General features: G+C 63.2%; 21 protein-coding genes and 1 other RNA gene. 4 read left to right on the plus strand and 18 right to left on the minus strand.

What is annotated here, in order from left to right; translation table 11 throughout:
• Nucleotides 1-87: 87 nt before the first annotated feature.
• The 14 genes from ftsA to mraZ all read right to left on the minus strand — a co-directional run bounded on the left by ftsA (nt 88) and on the right by mraZ (nt 15,934).
• Complete coding sequence (ftsA, locus tag V7714_RS09165) at nt 88-1,326, minus strand: cell division protein FtsA (protein WP_284195724.1); 1,239 nt, start codon at nt 1,324-1,326, stop codon at nt 88-90.
• Between the two features lie 67 nt (nt 1,327-1,393).
• The gene (locus V7714_RS09170; RefSeq protein ID WP_335709446.1) at nt 1,394-2,128 is read right to left on the minus strand and encodes a cell division protein FtsQ/DivIB; all 735 of its coding nucleotides are present in this window, start codon (nt 2,126-2,128) and stop codon (nt 1,394-1,396) included.
• Between the two features lie 244 nt (nt 2,129-2,372).
• Nucleotides 2,373-3,293, minus strand: coding sequence for a D-alanine--D-alanine ligase (locus tag V7714_RS09175; protein ID WP_335709447.1), 921 nt, complete (start codon nt 3,291-3,293; stop codon nt 2,373-2,375).
• Nucleotides 3,290-4,684 (minus strand): UDP-N-acetylmuramate--L-alanine ligase, encoded by a 1,395-nt coding sequence (gene murC, locus V7714_RS09180; RefSeq protein ID WP_284195721.1) that lies wholly within the window; start codon nt 4,682-4,684, stop codon nt 3,290-3,292. Before murC ends, V7714_RS09175 begins: the two co-directional genes overlap by 4 nt.
• A gap of 99 nt (nt 4,685-4,783) precedes the next feature.
• Complete coding sequence (murG, locus tag V7714_RS09185; protein WP_335709448.1) at nt 4,784-5,875, minus strand: undecaprenyldiphospho-muramoylpentapeptide beta-N-acetylglucosaminyltransferase; 1,092 nt, start codon at nt 5,873-5,875, stop codon at nt 4,784-4,786.
• Complete coding sequence (ftsW, locus tag V7714_RS09190; RefSeq protein WP_442890897.1) at nt 5,872-7,032, minus strand: putative lipid II flippase FtsW; 1,161 nt, start codon at nt 7,030-7,032, stop codon at nt 5,872-5,874. Before ftsW ends, murG begins: the two co-directional genes overlap by 4 nt.
• A 9-nt stretch (nt 7,033-7,041) precedes the next feature.
• The gene (gene murD, locus V7714_RS09195; RefSeq protein WP_335709450.1) at nt 7,042-8,415 is read right to left on the minus strand and encodes a UDP-N-acetylmuramoyl-L-alanine--D-glutamate ligase; all 1,374 of its coding nucleotides are present in this window, start codon (nt 8,413-8,415) and stop codon (nt 7,042-7,044) included.
• A gap of 136 nt (nt 8,416-8,551) precedes the next feature.
• On the minus strand, nt 8,552-9,637 hold the full coding sequence (gene mraY / locus V7714_RS09200; protein ID WP_284195717.1) for a phospho-N-acetylmuramoyl-pentapeptide-transferase: 1,086 nt from the start codon (nt 9,635-9,637) through the stop codon (nt 8,552-8,554).
• Nucleotide 9,638: 1 nt separating this feature from the next.
• A complete protein-coding gene (locus tag V7714_RS09205) occupies nt 9,639-11,015 on the minus strand; it encodes a UDP-N-acetylmuramoyl-tripeptide--D-alanyl-D-alanine ligase (protein WP_335709451.1) in 1,377 nt (458 codons plus the stop codon).
• An 8-nt stretch (nt 11,016-11,023) separates the two neighbouring features.
• Nucleotides 11,024-12,520: a UDP-N-acetylmuramoyl-L-alanyl-D-glutamate--2,6-diaminopimelate ligase gene (locus tag V7714_RS09210; protein WP_335709452.1), complete on the minus strand. Its 1,497-nt coding sequence runs from the start codon at nt 12,518-12,520 to the stop codon at nt 11,024-11,026.
• Nucleotides 12,517-14,256, minus strand: a complete 1,740-nt coding sequence (locus tag V7714_RS09215) for a peptidoglycan D,D-transpeptidase FtsI family protein (protein WP_335709453.1) — start codon at nt 14,254-14,256, stop codon at nt 12,517-12,519. The genes V7714_RS09210 and V7714_RS09215 overlap by 4 nt, the downstream gene beginning before the upstream one ends.
• Nucleotides 14,256-14,531 carry a cell division protein FtsL gene (ftsL, locus tag V7714_RS09220; RefSeq protein WP_284195713.1) on the minus strand — a complete coding sequence of 92 codons (276 nt, stop codon included), beginning with the start codon at nt 14,529-14,531 and terminating at the stop codon, nt 14,256-14,258. The genes V7714_RS09215 and ftsL overlap by 1 nt, the downstream gene beginning before the upstream one ends.
• Nucleotides 14,532-15,491: a 16S rRNA (cytosine(1402)-N(4))-methyltransferase RsmH gene (rsmH, locus tag V7714_RS09225; protein ID WP_335709454.1), complete on the minus strand. Its 960-nt coding sequence runs from the start codon at nt 15,489-15,491 to the stop codon at nt 14,532-14,534.
• Entirely contained in the window at nt 15,488-15,934 is a 447-nt protein-coding gene (gene mraZ, locus V7714_RS09230) for a division/cell wall cluster transcriptional repressor MraZ (protein WP_284195711.1), read from the minus strand. The genes rsmH and mraZ overlap by 4 nt, the downstream gene beginning before the upstream one ends.
• Before the next feature lie 287 nt (nt 15,935-16,221).
• Here mraZ and V7714_RS09235 point away from each other — a divergent pair, with 287 nt between their 5' ends.
• The 3 genes from V7714_RS09235 (at nt 16,222) to msrP (ending at nt 17,806) form a co-directional block, all read left to right on the plus strand.
• Entirely contained in the window at nt 16,222-16,557 is a 336-nt protein-coding gene (locus V7714_RS09235) for a hypothetical protein (protein ID WP_284195710.1), read from the plus strand.
• Between the two features lie 24 nt (nt 16,558-16,581).
• Nucleotides 16,582-16,767 (plus strand): protein MIGRI, encoded by a 186-nt coding sequence (locus V7714_RS09240; RefSeq protein WP_284195709.1) that lies wholly within the window; start codon nt 16,582-16,584, stop codon nt 16,765-16,767.
• Between the two features lie 103 nt (nt 16,768-16,870).
• Nucleotides 16,871-17,806: a protein-methionine-sulfoxide reductase catalytic subunit MsrP gene (msrP, locus tag V7714_RS09245; RefSeq protein WP_335709455.1), complete on the plus strand. Its 936-nt coding sequence runs from the start codon at nt 16,871-16,873 to the stop codon at nt 17,804-17,806.
• A 119-nt stretch (nt 17,807-17,925) separates the two neighbouring features.
• On the opposite strand, the gene rnpB is transcribed toward msrP, so the two are convergent.
• Both rnpB and pyrC read right to left on the minus strand, forming a co-directional pair.
• An RNA gene (gene rnpB / locus V7714_RS09250) (RNase P RNA component class A) lies at nt 17,926-18,335 on the minus strand.
• Between the two features lie 92 nt (nt 18,336-18,427).
• Nucleotides 18,428-19,465 (minus strand): dihydroorotase, encoded by a 1,038-nt coding sequence (gene pyrC, locus V7714_RS09255; protein WP_335709456.1) that lies wholly within the window; start codon nt 19,463-19,465, stop codon nt 18,428-18,430.
• Between the two features lie 235 nt (nt 19,466-19,700).
• Between pyrC and V7714_RS09260 the strand changes: the two genes are divergently transcribed.
• Nucleotides 19,701-20,129, plus strand: coding sequence for a DUF1801 domain-containing protein (locus tag V7714_RS09260; RefSeq protein WP_335709457.1), 429 nt, complete (start codon nt 19,701-19,703; stop codon nt 20,127-20,129).
• On the opposite strand, the gene V7714_RS09265 is transcribed toward V7714_RS09260, so the two are convergent.
• Together V7714_RS09265 and V7714_RS09270 are read right to left on the minus strand one after the other, a co-directional pair.
• A complete protein-coding gene (locus tag V7714_RS09265) occupies nt 20,126-20,362 on the minus strand; it encodes a sulfurtransferase TusA family protein (RefSeq protein WP_284195705.1) in 237 nt (78 codons plus the stop codon). The genes V7714_RS09260 and V7714_RS09265 overlap by 4 nt on opposite strands.
• A 67-nt stretch (nt 20,363-20,429) precedes the next feature.
• Nucleotides 20,430-20,999 carry a HutD/Ves family protein gene (locus V7714_RS09270; RefSeq protein ID WP_335709458.1) on the minus strand — a complete coding sequence of 190 codons (570 nt, stop codon included), beginning with the start codon at nt 20,997-20,999 and terminating at the stop codon, nt 20,430-20,432.
• Nucleotides 21,000-21,155 lie beyond the last annotated feature (156 nt).

Raw genomic sequence — 21,155 nt, forward strand, 5'->3', positions numbered from 1 at the left:
GCATTGCTCTCTCCTCTGTGCCCGAACTAACTCAACTCAATCGAAAAACGAAACTTGCTGCCGACCGGACCTCCGGCCTGACAATCCTCAGAAATTGCCCTGGAACCACGTCTTCATGCGTTCGATCAGGCCACCGAAGCTGGCGCCCTGCATCGTCTTCAAACCATTGCGCTGGGCCTGCTGCTTGCCCAACAGCAAAAGACCCACGGCGGTGGAGAAGCGGGGGTTCTTCACCACCTCGGCCAAACCACCCACATACTTGGGCACCCCCAGCCTTACCGGCAGGTGGAATACCTCTTCACCCAGCTCCACCATGCCCTGCATCTGGGCCGAACCGCCGGTGATCACGATGCCGCTGGACAGCCGCTCCTCAAACCCGGAACGGCGCAACTCCGCCTGCACCAGCGAGTACAACTCTTCCACCCGGGGCTCGATCACTTCGGCCAGGGTCTGGCGGTTGAGCTGGCGCGGACCGCGCTCACCCACACCTGGCACCTCTATGGTCTGCTGCGGGTCCGCCAGCTGGCGCAAGGCGATGCCATGGGCACGCTTGATGTCCTCGGCCTCCTTGGTCGGCGTCCGCAGAGCCATGGCGATATCATTGGTGATCTGGTCGCCGGCAATGGGTATCACGGCGGTGTGGCGGATGGCGCCATCGCAGAACACGGCAATGTCGGTCGTGCCGCCGCCGATATCGATCAGGCAGACACCCAGTTCCTTTTCATCCTCGCTCAGCACGCTCATGGCACTGGCCAGCGGCTGCAGGATCAGATCGTTCATCTCCAGGCCGCAGCGGCGCACGCACTTGGTGATGTTCTGGGCTGCGCTGATGGCGCCGGTGACGATATGCACCTTCACCTCCAGCCTCACTCCGCTCATGCCCAGCGGCTCCTTCACGTCCTCCTGCCCATCGATGATGAATTCCTGGGTCAGGATGTGCAGAATCTGATGCTCGGTGGGGATATTGACCGCACGGGCCGTCTCTATCACCCGGTCCACATCGGCCTGAGTGACTTCCTTGTCCTTGATGGCGACCATGCCGTGGGAGTTGAAGCTACGGATATGGCTGCCGGCAATGCCGGTCAGTACTTCGCGTATCTTGCAATCCGCCATCAGCTCGGCTTCTTCCAAAGCCCGCTGTATGGCGCTCACGGTGGATTCGATGTTCACCACCACGCCTTTTTTCAGGCCTTTCGATGGTGCCTGCCCCAGGCCGATGATTTCCATGCGGCCATCAGGCTGCACTTCAGCCACCAGCGCCACGATCTTCGAGGTACCGATATCGAGGCCGACCAGCAGGTTCTTTGTTGTACTCGGTTTATTCACCGTATTTCTCCAGACTGCTTTGCCTTGTTCGCCGCGCCTGTCATCGCGGCGTCGTTCCTAATCATCTTCATGCGGCCACCTCGGGCGGCTTGGCGGGCGGTACCATGCCCGGCGGCACCCGCACCGAAAAGCCGTTGGGGTAGCGCAGGTCCACATAGCTGACCGGTCGCTTGATGACCGCCAGCGTGGTGGGGTAGGCCTTGATGAACTTGCCCAGGCGGGCGTCCACATCATCGCGGCCTATCTCCACCGTCAGGCTGTGATCCAGTTGCACCCGCCAGGCCCGGCGTGCCGACAGCCACACATGGGTAGGCTTGCGCTGCACAGCCACCAGCCTGTCCCGAAAACTCACATAACCCTTGGCCATGTCCGCCTCGCTGCCCTCAGGCCCTTCCAGCACCGGCAAGGGCTCGTTGGTGGCCGCGTCAAAACGCTCGCCCAAGGTGTTCACCAAGCCCACCGAACCCCAGCGAGCCAGCGCCACATGTTCCTCTATGGTCACGTCCAGCCTATCGGGCCAGCGCCGCCGCAGATTGACCTGGCGTACCCAGGGCAGTTTCTCGAAAGCCTGCCGGGTCTTGTTCAGATCCAGGGTAAAGAACGTGCCTTTCAGCTCGTTCTTCACGATGTATTGCAATTGCTCGCGCGTCACATGGGCCAGGCTGCCATCCACCTTGATCTGCCGCACCGGAAACAGCGGCGAATGCACCACAACCAGCAGGGCTGCGTACAGGAACAGCAGCACGGCCAGGCCGAACAGCAGGTTGGCCAGCCAGTTGAGGGCCTGGGGCTTATCCCACATCGCGATGTCCCCTCTGGTTTAAGCACCGTGCACGACAAGCAAAGCTTGTCGGGATGGACCGTAGTAGCCGCGTCGCGATGTGCCCTTGATAGAACCCCACTCCCCCCGCCCTCGCCCGTCGGCGAGGGAGCAACGCTTGCGGCCTGCAAGGCGCGTGCGTGGGTGCGCCGTACCGGTTGGTACGGGTGGCACACACATCAAGCCTTGTCTTTACCGCAATGCTCACGTTCCGCCTTTCAAACGCTTACAGCGTCGTATCCAATATCATCAGCACCACGTCCTCATAGCTCATGCCTGCGGCGCGGGCGCCCATGGGGAAGAGGCTATGGCTGGTCATGCCCGGAGCGGTGTTGACCTCCAGCAGATAGGGTTTGCCGGCTTCATCCATCAGGAAATCCACCCGTGCCCAGCTACGGCCGCCTATGGCCCAGAAGGCCTTTTCCACCAGGGCGGCGATCGCGGCTTCCTGCTCTGCAGGCAAGCCACAAGGGCAGCGGTAGACCGTGTCGTCGCGGAAATACTTGGCCTGGTAGTCGTAGAACTCAGTAGCCGGCTCGATCTTGATGGCCGGCAACACGGTGTAACCGCGCACGGCATCGCCCAAGATAGGTGCGCTGTATTCACCACCGCCGATAAAGCGTTCGGCCAGCACCACCCTGTCGTACTTGCGGGCTTCCGCAAAGGCAGCCTTCAGTTCGCCCGCAGCCTTGACCTTGGTCACGCCTATGCTGGAACCCTCGATATTCGGCTTTACGAACAGGGGCAGGCCCAGCTTCTGCTCGATGGCGGCAAAGTCGCTGTGCTCGTCCACCAGCTCGAAATCCGGCACTGGCAGGCCCAAAGCGCGCCAGATCAGCTTGCTGCGCAGCTTGTCCATGCCGATGGCCGAGGCCATCACGCCGCAGCCGGTATATGGCATACCCATGGTTTCCAGCGCGCCCTGCAGGGTGCCATCCTCGCCAAAGGGGCCGTGCAGTATCAGAAAGACCCGGTCAAAGCCTTCAGTCTTGAGTGCCGACAGGGGCTGGTCGCGCGGGTCGAATGCGTGCGCATCTACCCCGCGGGATTGCAGGGCTCCCAATACGCCAGCACCACTCATCAGCGAGACCTCGCGTTCAGCGCTGGTTCCGCCCATCACGACGGCGACTTTTCCGTACTTGTTCATGCCTTACCTACCAGTTTTGCGGGTACGCCGCCTATGGTGCCTGCGCCCATGGTCACGATCACGTCCCCGTCTCTTGCGTGTTCCAGAATGGCTGCCGGGAGTGCATTGATATCCTCCACGAACAACGGTTCCACCTTGCCCTGCACGCGGACCGCACGGGTCAGCGCCCGGCCGTCTGCCGCCACAATGGGTGCCTCGCCGGCGGCATACACCTCGGTCAGCACCAGTGCGTCCACGGTGGACAGCACGCGGGCGAAATCCTCAAAGCAATCACGGGTGCGGCTGTAGCGATGCGGCTGGAAGGCCAGCAACAAGCGGCTGCTGGGGAAAGCCCCCCGCACAGCGGCCAGCGTGGCGGCCATCTCCACCGGGTGATGGCCATAGTCGTCTATCACCGTGGCACTGCCGCCTGCAGGCAGGCTGGCCTGGCCGTAGCGCTGGAACCGCCGCCCCACCCCGCCAAACTCGCTCAAGGCCTTCTGGATGGCCGCTTCGGATGCCCCCACTTCCAGGCAGACGGCGATGGCCGCCAGGCTGTTCAGCACGTTATGGTGGCCCGCGGCATTCAGCTCTATGGGGATACGACTTTCCACACCATTGCGCCATACAGCGGTAAAGCGCATGCGGCCGCCAGGCAGGGCTTCGATATGCTCGGCCCGCAGCATGGCGTCTTCGCTCACCCCATAGGTCGTCAGGGGCTTGCCTACCTGGGGCAGGATGGCGCGCACATTGGGGTCATCCAGGCAGACGGCAGCCCGGCCATAAAACGGCAGGTGGCCGAGAAAATCGAGAAAAGCCTGCTTGAGCCGCTCGAAGTCATGGCCATAGGTATCCATATGGTCGGCATCGATATTGGTAATGACCGCCAACACCGGCTGCAGCATCAGGAAGGAGGCATCCGATTCGTCGGCCTCCACCACGATGAAATCGCCCTTGCCCAGCTTGGCATTGCTGCCAGCGGCGGTCAGCCGGCCACCAATCACATAGGTCGGGTCCAGCCCCGCCTCGGCCAGGATGGAAGCAATCAGGCTGGTAGTGGTGGTCTTGCCATGGGTACCCGCCACGGCTATGCCCTGGCGGAAGCGCAGCAGCTCGGCCAGCATCATGGCACGCGGTATCACCGGCACCTGGCGGGCGCGGGCAGCCACCACTTCGGGGTTGTCTGCCTTCACTGCAGTGGAAGTCACCACCACATCGGCATGCTGCTGGTGGGCTGCGTCGTGCCCCAGGAACACGGTGGCACCCGCCGACCGCAGCCTTGCCGTGGTGGCAGATTCGCCCAGGTCGGAGCCTGATACGGTAAAGCCCAGATTGAGCAGCACCTCGGCAATGCCGCTCATGCCGGAACCACCTATGCCGACGAAATGTATGCGTTTGACCTTGTGTTTCATCTCTCTACTCGTGCCACGCAAGGGGTGCCGCGCCACAGCGCCGCCGTGGTGAAAGAGGGCTTGAGCTCACTTTTCACGTTCCACCCCTTGTCTGGCGCCTCAGGCGCCAAGTTCTTCAATCACATCTGCCACGACGCGGGTTGCGTCGGGCAAGGCTCGGGTCCGTGCTGCCTCGGCCATGGCCAGCAGGCGGGTACGGTTCATCTCTTTCAGTTGCTGCGCCAGCCAGGCCGGGCTCAGCTCCGACTGCTGCCGCAGCACGGCCGCGCCAAAATCAGCCAGATAGGCCGCATTGCCGGTCTGGTGGTCATCCACCGCGCTGGGGTAGGGCACCAGAATGGCGGGCACGCCCACGGCAGACAGCTCCGATACCGTCAGCGCTCCGGCACGGCAGATCACCAGGTCGGCCTCTGCATAGGCGCTGGCCATATCCTCGATAAAGGGCACGCAAACACCAGCTACACCAGCCTCGCTGTAATGCGCCCGCAGTTGTTCAAGCTGCTTGCTGCCGGACTGATGCGTCACCAGCGGCCGTTCGGCCGGGTCCATCAGCGCCAGCGCCTTGGGCACCACTTCATTCAGCGCCGCCGCGCCCAGGCTGCCCCCCACCACCAGCACCCGCAAAGGGCCGCTACGGCCACGGAAGCGCTCGGCCGGCGCGGGCAGGGCCGCGATGTCCTCGCGTACCGGATTACCCACTACCCGCCCCTTGCCGGCAAAGGCCGAAGGGAAAGCGGTCAGCACGCGATCCGCCAGCAGGGCCAGCACTTTGTTGGTGAGGCCGGGCACCGAATTCTGCTCATGCACAATCAAGGGCTTCCACAGCATGGTGGCCGCTAGCCCCCCCGCAAAGCCGGTAAAACCGCCAAAGCCGATGACCGCATCAGGCCGGTGGCGGAAGATGGCGGCCACGGCCAGCCACAGCGCCACAGCCTGCTCCAGCGGCTGCACCAGCTTGCGCACCAGTCCCTGGCCACGCACACCACCTATGGGCAGCAGTTCGATGGTGATATGGTGCTTGGGCACCAGTTCCGCCTCCATCTTGCCGCGCGCACCCAGCCACACCACCTGCCAGCCACGGGCCTGCATGGCCTTGGCCACGGCCAGGGCGGGGAAGATATGGCCGCCCGTACCACCCGCCATCACCATCAGCGTGCGCCGGGCCAGCGGCATGGATTTCGCTTGGCTCATACCGTGTACCCCCGCATCATCTGCCGGTTTTCCCAATCCACGCGCAGCAGGACGGCCAGGGCAATCAAGTTGAACAGGATGCCCGAGCCGCCAAATGACAGCAGCGGCAGGGTAAGGCCCTTGGTGGGCAGCAAGCCGACGTTCACGCCGACATTGATGAAAGTCTGTATGCCCAGCCACATGCCCACACCCTGGGCCACCAGGGCCGAGTAGTAGCGCTCCAGCTTGGCCGCCTGTATGCCGACGGCGAAGGCGCGGAACACCACCCAGGCAAACAGCACCACCACGACCGCCACGCCGACAAACCCGAATTCCTCGGCAATGATGGCCATCAGGAAATCGGTATGGGCCTCGGGCAGGTAGCTGAGCTTCTCCACCGAGCCACCCAGGCCCACACCGGTCCATTCGCCCCGGCCAAAAGCAATCAGGCTGTGGCTGAGCTGGTAGCCCTTGCCATAGGGATCCTGCCAGGGGTCCATGAAGCCGATCACCCGCGCCATACGATAGGGCGAGGTGAGGATGAAACCGACAAAGCTGATCAGCAGCATGACGACCAGGCCGGCAAACAAGCGCCAGTCAAAGCCGCCGAGGAACAAGGTGCCCATGGCTATGGCAGTGATCACGGCCAGTGCGCCGAAATCCGGCTCGGCCAGCAACAGCACCCCCGTCACCAGCATCACCACGAACATGGGCACAAAGCCCTTGACCAGGCTGTGCATGTAGGCGGCCTTGCGTACCGTGTAGTCGGCGGCATACAGCACCACAAAGAACTTCATGGCCTCGGAGGGCTGGAAGTTCACCACGAACAGGCTGAGCCAGCGCTTGGAGCCATTCACTTCCCGGCCTATGCCCGGTATCAGCACCATGATCAGCAGGGCGATACCCAGCAGGAACAAATAGGGCGCGTACTGCTGCCAGATACGTATGGGTATCTGGAAGGCCACAAAGGCGGCCATAAAGCCCACCCCCAGGAAAATGCCATGGCGCCAGAGGAAATAACTGGAGCGAAAGCCCGTATCCTTATCCACTTCAGCCGCCGCGATAGAGGCCGAATAGACCATCACCAGGCCGATGGCGAGCAGCGCCAGCACGGCCCAGACCAGGGACTGGTCATAGCCATGCATGGCGGGGCGGCGCTTGAGGGCCTGATAGAACAGCTTCACGTCTTATTGCTCCAACGCCTTCACCGCCGCGATGAAAACCTCGGCGCGATGAGCGTAGTTCTTGAACATATCCAGGCTGGCGCAGGCCGGCGACATCAGCACGGCATCACCAACCTGGGCTTCGGCTGCTGCCAGGGTCACCGCCTCTTCCATGCTGCCCGCCGTGATCAACTTGACCCCGGTGCGGGCGAGGGCGGCGGCAACCTGCGGGCCATCCCGGCCTATCAGCACGGCTGCCCTGACCTTGCCCTGGCAGGCGGCAGCCAGCGGGCTGAAATCCTGCCCCTTGCCATCGCCGCCGGCGATCAGTACCACGGCTTGGCTCATGCCCTTGAGGGCGGCCTCGGTGGCGCCGACATTGGTCCCCTTGGAGTCGTCGTAGTAATTGACGCCGCCGATCTCAGCCACCCACTCCACCCGGTGTGGCAAGCCATGGAAACGCCGCAAGGCTTGCAGCAGGGGCAAGGTGGGCAGGCCGATGGCCCGCGTCAGTGCCAGGGCAGCCAGCGCGTTGGCGGCATTGTGCAAGCCTGCCAGCGGCAGCTCGGAGGCCAGCATCAGCGTAAAGTCGCCGCACACCAGCTCGTGGCCCGAGCCGAAGGGCTTGAGGCCGTATTCGGTAGGTGAGCGCGGCGCGTCCAGGCCAAACCAGAACACCTGCCGACCAGGCCGGGCCATGCCTCGGCAGTAGCCATCCTCGCGGTTCAGCACCATGGCGCCCAGGCCTTCAAAGATGCGCGCCTTGGCCATGGCGTAATGCAGCATGGTGTCGTAGCGATCCAGATGGTCTTCGCTTACGTTCAGCACCGTCGCCGCATCGGGCGCCAGGCTGCTGGTGGTTTCCAGCTGGAAACTGGACAGCTCCAGCACCCACACATCAGGCAGCGGCCGTACCTCGGTTTCTATCTCCAGCAGGGCGTCCAGCACCGGCAGGCCGATATTGCCGGCCACCACGGTGCTCAGGCCCGCGGCCTCGCACATGGCGCCCACCATGCTAGTGACGGTGGACTTACCGTTGGAGCCGGTAATGGCGATGATCTTGGCGCGGGACTGGGTTGTCGCATGGGCGCGGGCGAACAGCTCCACATCGCCGATGGCTTCGATGCCACGGTCCACCGCAGCCGCAATGGCAGGCTCGGCCAGCGGCACACCTGGGCTCACCACCAGGTATTCCGCACCGGCAAAAGTCGTGCTGGTAAACGGTCCCAGCTTGACCGGCACCTGCGGCAAAGCGGCCTGTAGCTCGCTCAGGCCAGGTGGATTGCTACGGCTGTCAGCCACGGTCACGACCGCCCCATGGCGGGCCAGCCAGCGTGCTGCTGACAGGCCAGTGGCGCCCAGGCCTACCACGGTGATGTGCTTTGCTTCCCAGTTCATTGCCTCTCTCCAACCGCAACGCTATATGGCAGGACATCACAGGCAAGACCGGCGGCAACGCTATTGCGCCACCCCTGTACTTGCTTGCCCAGGCTGCTTTGCAGCCGATGATGTCCCACGTTCTGCATGTTTTTTCTCAGCGCAGTTTCAGCGTGGCCAAACCGGCCAGCACCAGCAGCATGGTGATGATCCAGAACCGCACCACCACCTGGGTTTCCTTCCAGCCCTTGAGCTCGTAGTGATGGTGCAGCGGGGCCATTCGGAACACCCGCTTGCCGGTCAGCTTGAAACTGGCCACCTGTATCATCACGCTGAGTGCCTCCATCACGAACACACCGCCCATGATGAACAGCACGATCTCCTGCCGGACGATCACGGCCACCGTGCCCAGAGCAGCGCCCAGGGCCAGGGCGCCGACATCGCCCATGAATACTTCGGCCGGGTAGGCGTTGAACCACAGAAAACCCAGCCCAGCGCCGGCCATGGCGGCACAGAACACGGCCAGCTCGCCGGCGCCGGGGATATGGGGCAGCAGCAGATAGCTGGCGAACTTGGCGTTGCCGGCCACATAGGCAAAGATCGCCAGCGCGCTGGCCACCATCACCGTCGGCATGATGGCCAGGCCGTCCAGGCCGTCGGTCAGGTTCACCGCATTGCTGGTACCGACGATAACGAAATAGGTCAGCACCATGAATCCTATGCTGCCGAAGGGGTAGGCCACGTGCTTGAAGAAGGGCACGATGAACTCGGTATTGGCCGGCAGGGTGGCGGTATTGGCCAGGAAATAGCCGGTGGCAATAGCGATGATGGATTGCCAGAACAGCTTCTGCTTGCTGGACAGGCCCTTGGGATTCTTCAGCGCCACCTTCTTGTAGTCATCGACAAAGCCGATGATGCCAGTGCCCAGGGTGACGCCCAGCACCACCCAGACAAAGCGGTTGCTCAGATCTGCCCACAGCAGGGTAGTCAGGCCAATGGCCAGCAAGATCAGGGTGCCGCCCATGGTGGGGGTGCCGGCCTTGACCAGATGGGTTTGCGGGCCGTCGTCACGCACAGCCTGGCCGACCTTCAATTCGGTCAGCTTGCGTATGACCCAAGGCCCCAGCAGGAAGCTGATGAACAGCGCGGTCATGGTGGCCAGCACTGCCCGCAGGGTCAGGTAGTTGAAGACATTGAAGGCCCGGACATTCTCTCCGAGCAGGTTGGCGAGCCACAGCAGCATCTCAGGCTCCTTTGCTTTCTGCCGAGGTCAGTGCCTCGACGATCTGTTCCATGCGCATAAAGCGCGATCCCTTGACCAGCACCACCGTATCGGCAGTTACCCGCGGCTTGAGCGCAGCCAGCAGCTCGGCATGGCTCTCGAACCAGGCACCGCCGTCGCCAAACGCCGCCACGGCATGGCGCATGCCCTGGCCGGTGGCATAGAGCGTTTCCAATCCCTTGGCCTTGGCATAGCTGCCCAATTCGGCATGCCGCTTGACCACGTCGTCTATCTCGCCGGTATCGCCCAGCACCAGGTAGCGTGGCGCCGGCAGGGCAGCCAGCACGTCTATGGCCGCCTGGATGGAACTGGGGTTGGCGTTGTAGCTATCGTCTATCAGCAAGGCACCGTTGGCGGCGCGCTTTTGCTGCAACCTGCCCTTGGCGCCGGCAAATGCCGCCAGGCCGGCAGCAATCTCGCTGCTGCTCAGGCCCAACGCATGGGCGGCCGCAGCCACCGCCAGGGCGTTGCGCACGTTGTGCAGGCCAGGCGTTGGCAGGTGCACCGGTGCTTCGCCGGTGGGCGTATGCAGGGTGAAGCGGCTGCTCAGCGGCTGCATCTCCACCTCGCGGGCCTGTATCTCGCCCTGCAACAGCCCAAAGCCCAGGCGCACCCGGCTTTTGTTCAGGCTCTGCCAGTAACCGGCGAATGCGTCGTCCAGGTTGATCACGGCCGTACCGCTATCAGCCAGGCTCTCGAATATCTCACCCTTGGCCTGGGCTATGCCGGCCGGCGACCCCAGGAACTCGATGTGGGCGGTGCCCGCATTGTTTACCAAGGCCACCGTGGGCGCGGCCAGGCCGGAGAGATAGGCAATCTCGCCGAAATGGTTCATGCCCATCTCGATCACGGCATAGCGATGCTGCGCACGCAGGCGCAGCAGCATCAGCGGCACGCCGATGTGGTTGTTCAGGTTGCCGGTGGTGGCAAGCACGGCATCGTGGCCGGCCTTGAGCCGCAACACCGTGGCCAGCATCTCCTTCACCGTGGTCTTGCCGCTGGAGCCCGTTACCGCCACCACGGGCAGGTCGAACTGCCGGCGCCAGTGGGCCGCCAGGCGGCCCAGCCCAGCCAGGGTGTCGTCCACCAGCAGCAGGGGGGCAGTCTCGGGCAAGGCCGCCAAGCAGGCATGGCCCGTCTCCACCATGGCCATCGCCGCACCAAGGGACAGTACATCTGCCACAAAATCGTGGCCGTCGAAACGCTCGCCCTTGAGCGCCACGAACAGGTCGCCCGGCTGGATATCACGGCTATCGGTCGTCACTCGCAGAAAGGCGACGGCGCCGTCGCCACGCCAGGTGGCGTTCAGCGCGGCGGCCGCGGCGGCGAGAGTCAGCATGACGTTGTTCACTTCAATGGCTTCCAGGCTGCCAATGCAGCCCTTGCTTGTTGTTCATCGCTGAACGGCGCCTTCACACCGTTCGCGTCCTGGTATTCCTCGTGGCCCTTACCGGCGATCAGTACCACGTCGCCGGGCTCAGCCAGCTCGATGGCAGCAGCAATGGCAGCGGCGCGATCACGTTGCACGCTGTAATCGCCAAAATGCGGGTTCTTGGCCGCAGCACCATCCACGCCCTCCAGAATGTCGTGGATGATCTGCTTGGGGTCCTCGGTGCGCGGGTTGTCATTGGTGATGATCACCGTATTGGCCAGGGTGCAGGCGATACGTGCCATCTCGGGACGCTTGCCGCGATCCCGGTCGCCGCCACAGCCAAACACGCAGTACAGCCGACGCTTGCCGGGCATGATCTCGCGCAGGGTGGACAAGGCCTTCTCCAGTGCATCCGGCGTGTGGGCATAGTCGACCACCACCAGCGGCCGGTCACCCCCGCCCAGGCGTTGCATACGCCCCTTGGCCGATTCGATACGGCCCAGCACTGCAGCGGCATCCGCCAGCGCCACCCCGCTGCTGAGCAGCACGCCCAGGCAGGCCAGCAGGTTGTAAGCATTGAAGCGCCCCACCAGGGGGCTGTTGATCTCGGTCCGGCCCCACGGCGTAACCACCCCAAGCCTGAGCCCGGCCAGGCTGGTTTCCACCGTATCGGCACGGATATCGCCGGCATTCAGGCCATAGGACAAGCCCAGTCCCGCTGGCAGCTGGGCCAGCAGCTGGGCGCCAAATCCGTCATCGGCATTGATTACGGCAGCCCGCAAGCCCTCCCACTCGAACAGCCTTTGCTTGCTGGCGCCATAGGCGGCCATGCTGCCGTGGTAGTCCAAGTGGTCGCGGGTCAGGTTGGTGAACACGGCGGTATGAAAGGCCACCCCATGGGCACGCGCCTGCTCCAGCCCGTGCGAGCTGACTTCCATGGCCAGGTGGCTGGCGCCTTCGCTGCGATAGCGGGCAATCAGGTTCTGCAAACGGACGGCATCCGGCGTGGTATGGCTGGCTTCTTCCAGCTGAGGCAGAAAGCCATAGCCCACGGTGCCGATCAAGGCAGCCTTCTCGCCCAGCAGGGTATAGGCCTGTGCCAGCCAATGGGCGCAGCTGGTCTTGCCATTGGTGCCCGTCACGCCCACGCAATGCAGTGCCTGGCTGGGATTGCCGAGCAGGTGGGCCGCCACGATGCCAGCCAGTTCGCGTAGCCGGGGTATGGCCAGGTTGGGCACGGCAGCCCATTCAGTGCGCCAGGCATAGTCCTCGGCTTCCCACAGTATGCAAGCCGCACCCGCGCCTATCGCGTTGGCAATATGGTCGCGGCCGTCGCTGTACTCGCCCTTGTAGGCCAGGAAAACATCGCCGGGCTGTATCTGCCGGCTATCGGCCAGCACCCGCCGGCCGGCTGCGATCGCGTCTATGGCAGCCCAATCGGGCGAAGGGAGAAGCCAAGTGCCTGGTTTCACATTTCCTCCTTCACAAGGTCGCCCAACATATCCAGTTGCGGCACGTTCTGCGGCGCATCGGGTGGTATGCCCATCACCCGCAGGCTGCCGGCCACCACCGCACTGAACACCGGCGCAGCCACATAGCCGCCGTAGTAGCGCCCAGGTATCGGTTCGGGTTCGTCTATCATCACCGCCACGATCAGCCTGGGGGCCGACATCGGTGCAATACCCACGAACGAGCCCACGTATTTGTCGGTCGCGTACGCGCCGCCCGCCAGCTTGTGCGCCGTCCCGGTCTTGCCGCCCACGCGATAGCCCGCCACTTGGGCGCGCAGCGCAGTACCTCCAGGTTGGGTCACCATCTCCAGCATCTTGCGTATCGCCTGTGCCGTTTCCGGCTTGATTACCGACCGCCCCGGCAAGGGAGCGACCAACTTCTGAAAACTGATGGGCCTGATCTCGCCATCCGTGGCAAATATCTGATAGGCCCGCGCTATCTGCAGCAAACTCACCGAGATACCGTGGCCATACGACATGGTGGCCTGATCTATCGGTACCCAGTTCTTCCAGGGCCGCAAGCGGCCCGCAACCTCCCCGGGGAATCCACTACGTGGCAGCTGGCCAAAGCCCAGGCTGTCGTAGAAGGTCCACAGGTACTCCCTGCCCATGTCGAGCTGCAGCTTGCTGGTGCCCACATTGCTGGACCGCTGTATCACCTGCTCCACCGTGATGGCACCGTGCGGCTTGGTGTCATGCACGGTAGAGGGGCCGATGCTGAAGCGGCCATTGCCGGTCTGCACCACCGTCTGCGGCGTGACATTGCCCGTTTCCAAGGCTGCCGCCACAGTAAATGGCTTCAGCGTGGAGCCCGGCTCGTACACATCGGTCAGCGCCCGGTTGCGGCGGGAAGCCGGATCCAGCTTCTCGCGGTTGTTGGGGTTAAAGCTGGGCATGTTCGCCAGCGCCAGCACCTCACCGGTATGCGAATCCAGCACCACGATGCCGCCGCCCTTGGCATTGGTGCTTTCCACCGCCTTTTTCAGCTCGCGGAAAGCCAGGTACTGGATCTTGCTGTCTATGCTCAGCGTCAGCGTCTGGCCGTCACGTGGCTTCTCTATGCTGGTCACGTCTTCGACGATGTAGCCGCGCCTGTCCTTGATCACCTGGCGACTGCCGGGCTTGCCCGCCAGCATGGATTCACGGGTCAGCTCAAAGCCTTCCTGGCCCTTGTTGTCTATGCCGGTAAAGCCGATCACATGCGCCAGCACCTCGCCTGCCGGGTAGAAGCGGCGATACTCGGTCTGCTTGGCGACACCAGGGATGCCCAGGCCCAGCACACGCTCGGCGGCATCCGGCGGCATCTGCCGGCGCAGGTAGACGAAGTCGCGCTTCTTGTCGGCCAGCTTGCGTTTCACCTCGGCCGGTTTGAGGTCCAGGGCACGCGCCAGATTGGCCAGCTGCGTGTTGGTCAGCTTGGGCACGTCCGGCGGGCTGGCCCAGACCGACTGCACCGGGGTGGAAATTGCCAGCGGCTCACCATTGCGGTCGGTAATCATGCCGCGATTGGCTTCCAGCACCAGACGGCGGCTGTACCGGGCTTCGCCCTGCTCGCGCAGGAACTCCTCCTTGTAGCTCATCAGGTAGGCAGCACGCCCCACCAGCACCAGGAACAAGGTCAGCAAGCCGCCCAGCACCAGCCAGGCACGCCACATCTGCAGCTTGAGCGCGAGGTTCTTGTTGGTGCGGTAGGCCATTACTGCGCGCCTCCGGCCACCGGAGCCAGCTGGGTATGGGCCCCATCAGGCACCCGCATGTTCAGCCGGGTCGAGGCTTCCCGTTCTATCCGCGAATGCATGGCCCAGGTGCTTTGCTCCAGCTGCAACTGGCCCCACTCCACATCCAGACGGCGTGCCTCGGCCTGCGCCTTCTGCAACTCGATATAGGCTCGCCGGGCTTTATGCTGTGAGGTAACGACCCCCAGCGCACAGGCGATAAGGACAAAGAGCAACAACAAGTTCAACCGCGTCACTTAAGCGCTCATCCCTTTAGGAATGGGCGCACCGGTACGCTCTGCAATACGCAGAATGGCGCTACGGGCGCGCGGGTTTTCATCCACTTCGGTTTGCGATGCCCGCACCGGCTTGCCGATCAGCTTAAGCGGCGCCTCGCCGATATCGGCGGCCCGCACCGGCAGGCGCGAAGGCAGGCGATCGGCCTTGGCGGCGTCCTGCATAAAGCGCTTGACGATACGGTCTTCCAGCGAGTGGAAGGCAATGACGGAAAAACGACCACCCGCTGCCAATCGGCCCAAGGCCTGGGGCAAGGTCAGCGACAGCTCCTCAAGCTCACGATTGATGTAAATCCGTATAGCCTGGAAGGTGCGCGTCGCCGGATCCTGGCCCGGCTCCCGGGTGCGGACGGCCTTTGCCACGATCTGGGAAAGTTGTCCTGTTGTGACGACAGGGTTTTCGACCCGAGCCGCAACAAGCGCGCCTGCAATCTGTTTAGCAAACCGTTCTTCGCCATAGTCCCGTATCACCTCTGTGATGTCTGCCTGCTCGGCTGTTGCCAGCCATTCCGCGGCCGTCTGGCCCCGGGTCGTATCCATGCGCATGTCCAGCGGGGCATCAAAGCGGAAGCTGAAGCCACGGCTGGCGTCATCTATCTGGGGGGAAGACACCCCAAGGTCCATCAGCACACCGTCGACCAGGCCCACGCCCAGCTCATCCAGGCCACGGTGGAAGGCGGCATAGGGCTCATGCACGATGCTGAAGCGGGGGTCGGCAATGCTGCGGGCATTGGCGACGGCCTGCGGGTCCTTGTCGAACGCAATCAAGCGCCCAGCCGGCCCCAGGCGGGAAAGAATCAAGCGGGAATGGCCGCCACGACCATAGGTGCAGTCCACGTAGCAGCCGTCGGGTTTGATGGCCAACCCGTCCACCGCTTCGGTCAGCAGCACCGTGCGGTGGAGAAAGTCTGCGGCGCTCACAGCACGAAACCGTCAAGTTGGGCTGCAATATCGGCTGGCGACATGGCCAGCGCTGCAGCGGTTTGCGCATGCCAGCGCGCTTCATCCCACAACTCGAACTTGCTGCCCAGGCCCACCAGGGCCACGGCCTTGTCGAGTTGGGCAAAGCTGCGCAGGGTGGTAGACAGCAGGATGCGGCCGGCGGAATCGATCTCCACCTCCTCCGCATGGCCCAGGATCAGGCGCTGCAATGCGCGGGCCTGGGGATTGAAAGCAGGTAGATTATTCAGTTTGTCACGCACAGGTTCCCAGGCAGGCTGGGGATAGATCAGCAGGCACTGGCTGGGATCGACCGTGACCGTCAGCCGCCCGCCGCAACCCTCAAGCAGGGCGTCGCGATGCTTGGCCGGTATGGCCAATCGCCCTTTGCTGTCGAGGTTGAGGAGTGCTACGCCGCCAAACATGATTAACGCCAAGTTCCCGCATTGGGGGAGAAAGCCGGACTTAAAGCCTTCCAGGAAAAATCCATTCGTGGGCGGATGAAACACTTTTCACCACTTTTTCCCACTACACCCCACTATATGGCAAGGAATCAAACCGGGTCAAGCTAACGCTTTGGGATTTTTTGTTTTTGCTACAATCACTTACGGCTAATTTGCCAAGTAGTACCCTAATGCAATAATCCTTTGCAAATAAGGGTTTATGTTAAAACCTGAAAGTAACGTCTCAACTTCGCTCGGAAAACGCCTTCATGTCCAACCGCATTCTTGCCCTACTAATACCGATGTCATTGCTGTTATCCGCCTGCGCGCAGCTCCAGCAAACCGGTCAGGCAGTGGCAGAAAACAACGGCGTACTGCAGGACAGCGACACCCGCTACCTCGGTCAAAAGAAGTACCAGCTGCGCGTCACTGGCTCCTCCCTGCTGTTTGACGGCCAGGCCGAGCAGTTCTTCCGCCGCCGCGCCGACACCTTCACCCAGAAGCTCGGCTGCAAGAGCTGGCAGCTACTGAGCTACAAGTCAGGCACCGAGAACACCCTGCTGGGCGCCCGCCAGTACGCCGAGGGCGTGGTGCAATGCCTGTAGTTGGCTCGGTAGGAGGTGGCTGAGATGCTGGTCAAACTGATACGGCTGGGCCTGTTCCTGGCCGTGCTGCTGCTGCTTTGGAATGCCGTCCTCAAGCCCGAGACACGCCAACGCTTCCGTGGCCATATCGTCACCCTGGCCTATGCCATGCTGCTTGCCTCCTGCATCATGGGCGGGTGGCACTGGTGGCGCTACGGCAGCAGCGCCTAGGGCTAGCTAGCCGGCCAGTTATCCACAGCCCAGGCGCCCCGTCAGAAACGCCGAACCGGTACGACCAAGGTGGGTCCAAACCCCGTACTCAGCAGGAGTCGCCATGTCCGCCTATCGCCCGCCCCCTATCGCCCCCAGCGAGATCACGCCGGAAGACATCTACCTGAGCCGCCGTACCTGGATGCAGGGCGCAGCGGCATTGGGCGCGGCCGCCATGCTGCCCGAGGCCGTCGCCGCCCCGCAGGAGAAGCTGCCCACCTTCTACAAGAGCCGCTACAGCAGCAGCGAGCCGCAGAACAGCCTGGGCCAGATCACCAGCTACAACAATTTCTACGAGTTCGGCACCGATAAAGGCGATCCGGCCGACCATGCCCACACGCTCAAGATCGATCCCTGGGTGGTGGAAGTTGGCGGAGAGGTGGCCAAGCCACGCCGCTTCGATCTCGACAGCCTGCTCAAGCTGGCCCCGCTGGAAGAGCGCATCTACCGCCTGCGCTGTGTCGAGGGCTGGTCCATGGTCATCCCCTGGGTAGGCCTGCCCTTGAGCGCCTTGCTCAAGCAGGTGGAACCGACCAGCCGGGGCAAATACCTGGAATTCACCACCCTGTTGGCACCCGAACAGATGCCAGGCCAGAAAACCTCGGTGCTGGACTGGCCCTATGTGGAAGGCTTGCGCCTGGATGAGGCCATGCACCCGCTCGCCATCCTGGCGGTGGGCCTCTATGGCAAGCCACTGCCGCGCCAGAACGGCGCGCCGGTCCGGCTGGTGGTGCCCTGGAAATACGGCTTCAAGAGCATCAAGTCCATAGTCAAGATACGGTTGGTAGAGAAACAGCCCATCAGCAGCTGGACCCGCGCCGCACCTACCGAGTACGGCTTCTACTCCAACGTGAACCCCGAAGTGGATCACCCGCGCTGGAGCCAGGCCAGCGAACGCCGCATCGGCGAATTCCTCAAGCGCAAGACCCTGATGTTCAATGGCTATGCCGACGAGGTAGCTGGCTTGTATAAGGGGCTGGATCTACGTCGGCACTTCTAGGGGCCACAAAGAACGCGCTGGCCTCACGCTGCTGCAATCTGAAACCGGCCGATAGGTCAGGCCTTGTGGCCAGAAAGCAAAAGACGCAGCACAGAGCTGCGTCTTTTGGGGGGTATCAAAGGCGAAGTCGGCCTGTAAGCCGGGTCCTGTGACACAGCGGTTACCCGCTGCCGACAGTCATTCCTCTAGGACGTACATTGCTGCACGCCTCAAGCAACCTACCCGCAAGCTCAGGGGGCCCCGTCAACGCTTGCCTATTTGGTCTTGCTTCGGATGGGGTTTAGCCTGCCTCGAGCTGTTACCAGTCGAGCGGTGCGCTCTTACCGCACCTTTTCACCCTTACCTGTGCTGCCCTTTCGGGTACAACCACACAACCCTTGCGGGCCATGTGGTCCAGCCATCGGCGGTTCAGCTCTCTGTTCCACTTTCCGTCGCCTCACGACGCCCGGCCGTTAGCCGGCATCCTGCCCTATGAAGCCCGGACTTTCCTCCCCCCGCTTGCGCGGGCGGCGACTGTCCGGCCAACTTCGCCCTGCTAGTCTACCACCCCGGTCAAGCCCCCTGCAGGCAAGTTTGGCTTTGCTGCCTGTTTGCCGGGCATCGCGGCCCAGCTACCTGCACTCAGGCCTGCAGACGCCAGCCTACGGTTTCACCCGCACGCAAGGGCACCAGGGTGTCGCTGCCGACATAGGGCAGCTCCAAAGGCACCGGCGTGGGCTCCTTGACCAGGGTGATATGGTCAGGATTGGCCGGCAGGCCATAGAACAGCGGGCCAAAGCGGCTGGCGAAACCTTCCAGCTTGTCCAGCGCCCCCACGGCATCAAAGGCCTCGGCATACAGCTCGATGCCGTTGTTGGCGGTATACATGCCGGCACAGCCGCAGGCGGCCTCCTTGGTGGATTTGCCATGCGGTGCACTGTCGGTGCCCAGGAAGAACTTGGGGCTGCCGCTGATCGCCACATCCATCAGCGCCTGGCGATGAACCTCGCGCTTGAGTACGGGCAGGCAGTAGTGGTGCGGCCGTATGCCGCCCTGGAACAGGGCATTGCGGTTCATCAGCAGGTGGTGGGCGGTGATGGTGGCCGCGACATTGTCGCCGGCACTCCAGACAAAATTGGCCGCCTGCTTGGTAGTGATGTGCTCGAACACCACCTTGAGCCGGGGCAGCTTCTCCAGCAAGGGCTTCATGACCTGATCGATGAACGCGGCTTCGCGGTCGAACACATCCACCGTGTGGTCGGTGACTTCGCCGTGTACCAGCAGGGGCACGCCCAGCTCGGCCATGGCCGCCAGCGTGGGCAGCACCTTGTTCACATCGGTGACGCCGGCATCCGAATTGGTGGTGGCGCCAGCAGGGTAGAGCTTGAGCGCCTTGACGAAGCCGCTGGCCTTGACCCGCTCTATCTCTTCGGGCGGGGTGACATCGGTCAGGTACAGGGTCATCAAGGGTTCAAACGACATGCCGGCCGGCACAGCCGCCAGGATGCGCTCACGATAGGCCGCCGCCTCTGCCACTGTACGCACAGGCGGTTTCAGATTGGGCATCACGATGGCGCGGCCAAAGCGGCGAGCGGTGTCAGGCAGCACCGCCTTCAGGGCATCACCGTCGCGCAGGTGCAGGTGCCAGTCATCGGGGCGGATAAGCGTAATTTGGGTCATGGCTCAGGGAAGCAGAGTGGCGGTAAGCTGCAATTATCCCGTGAATCCAAGGCCTTGTGGGGAATGTCGCACACCCGGCCTACGCCCTGGCCCCATCGGCTTTGCCTTGGCTACACTGACCTATCAGGCCTCGGTGCAATCCCGTAAGCACCCGGCATCAGGGCGATCTCGGCACCTGTTCAAGCGGCCAAAGCCCCTCTAAGACTTGTATTCCAGCAAGCCCCAGGGAGCCCCCATGAGCAGCACCACCAAGACTCGCCCCAGCGGCGAGACCATCGCTGAATTCCTGGCGGGCATAGGCGACACGCAGCGGCAGGCCGACTGCCGCACCCTCACCGCCCTGATGCAGGAGATCAGCGGCTATCCACCGGTTATATGGGCCAGCAGCATGGTGGGCTTCGGCCAGTATCACTATCGCTACGCCAGCGGCCATGAAGGCGATATGTTCATGCTGGGCTTCTCACCCCGCAAACAGGATCTCACCCTCTACCTGCTACCCGGCTTCGACGAGCATGCCGCCTTGCTGGCCCGCCTGGGCAAGCACAGGCAGGGCAAGAGCTGCCTTTACCTGAAGTCGCTGGCGCAGGTGGACATGGCTGTGCTGCAAGAGCTGATCACCCTGTCACTGCAACGCATGCATGCCCTACAGGCCAGCACGCATTAGCGCCGGCGTATCCAGAACAGGAACTTTCCATCGGCCGGCTCCTGGTGGGCCAGCTCATGCCCCGTCTGCCGGCAAAATGCCTCAAAGTCGCTGGGTGTGCCGGGGTCGGTGCAGACCAGGTGCAGCACCGTGCCGCTGGGCAGATCGGCCAGGGCCTTCTTGGCCCGCAGTATGGGCAGGGGGCAATTCAGTCCGGAAAGATCAACGGTTAACTGGGCTTCGGGCGCGGTCATGGTGCAGGATTCCAATGGTGATACAGCGAAAATCGGGGCAAGCCCGCGTGGTTCAAGGGCTGGGCAGTCATGCGCGCGGCGCCGCCACTACCGTGATAAAGCGGCAGGCTGCGGTGGCGGTCAGGGTCTGCGCAGCCTCCTGCAGCAGCAGGAGCTGGCCGGGCAGCAGTGACCCGGCAGGGTCGTCCAGTTGCCCCTGCAGCAGGTAGACCAGCACCCAGGAACCAGCCAGGGTCACAGACTGGCCAGCCGCCAACTGCGTCACCGCCAGGCTGGCCTCACCCCAGTCGCGCGCCACCATCAGGTTGAAATCCCGCAGGCTGCCGCCCAACAGGCGACAGCTTACCGCTGCCTCACCGGCAAACTGCAGGGGCTGCAGCGGCTCGGACAGCAGCACCTCCTCACCGGCCTCAAACTGCAGCGCCATGCCGTCCCCCTCCAGCAGCAGCAGGGTGCGATCTACCTGGGGAAAGCTGGAAAACGGCCCGCCCTGGGCCACAGTGGCAATGGACAGCCGCAGGGCGAAATCATCGGGGCGCCGAGGATGGGGCAGGCGATACAGCTCGCAGGTACTGCCCCCGCCATTCCGCCAGGGCATGGCCCGGAAATCATCGCCCGTCAGTACGCGTCTTGTCATCTGGTCTTGCCTTTCATTGCGGCATAATGCCGCCAGCCCATATCTGCGACAAGACATCTCCCATGGAACCCAGCCTTTTCCAGGCCGGCAAGCTCGCCCTGGTAGACCTCACCGGCCTATCCCGCGACAGCCTGCACTTGCACATCGGCCTCTTGG

This window comes from Chitinimonas sp. JJ19, assembly GCF_036961565.1.
Taxonomy (GTDB): Bacteria; Pseudomonadota; Gammaproteobacteria; order Burkholderiales; family Chitinimonadaceae; genus Chitinimonas.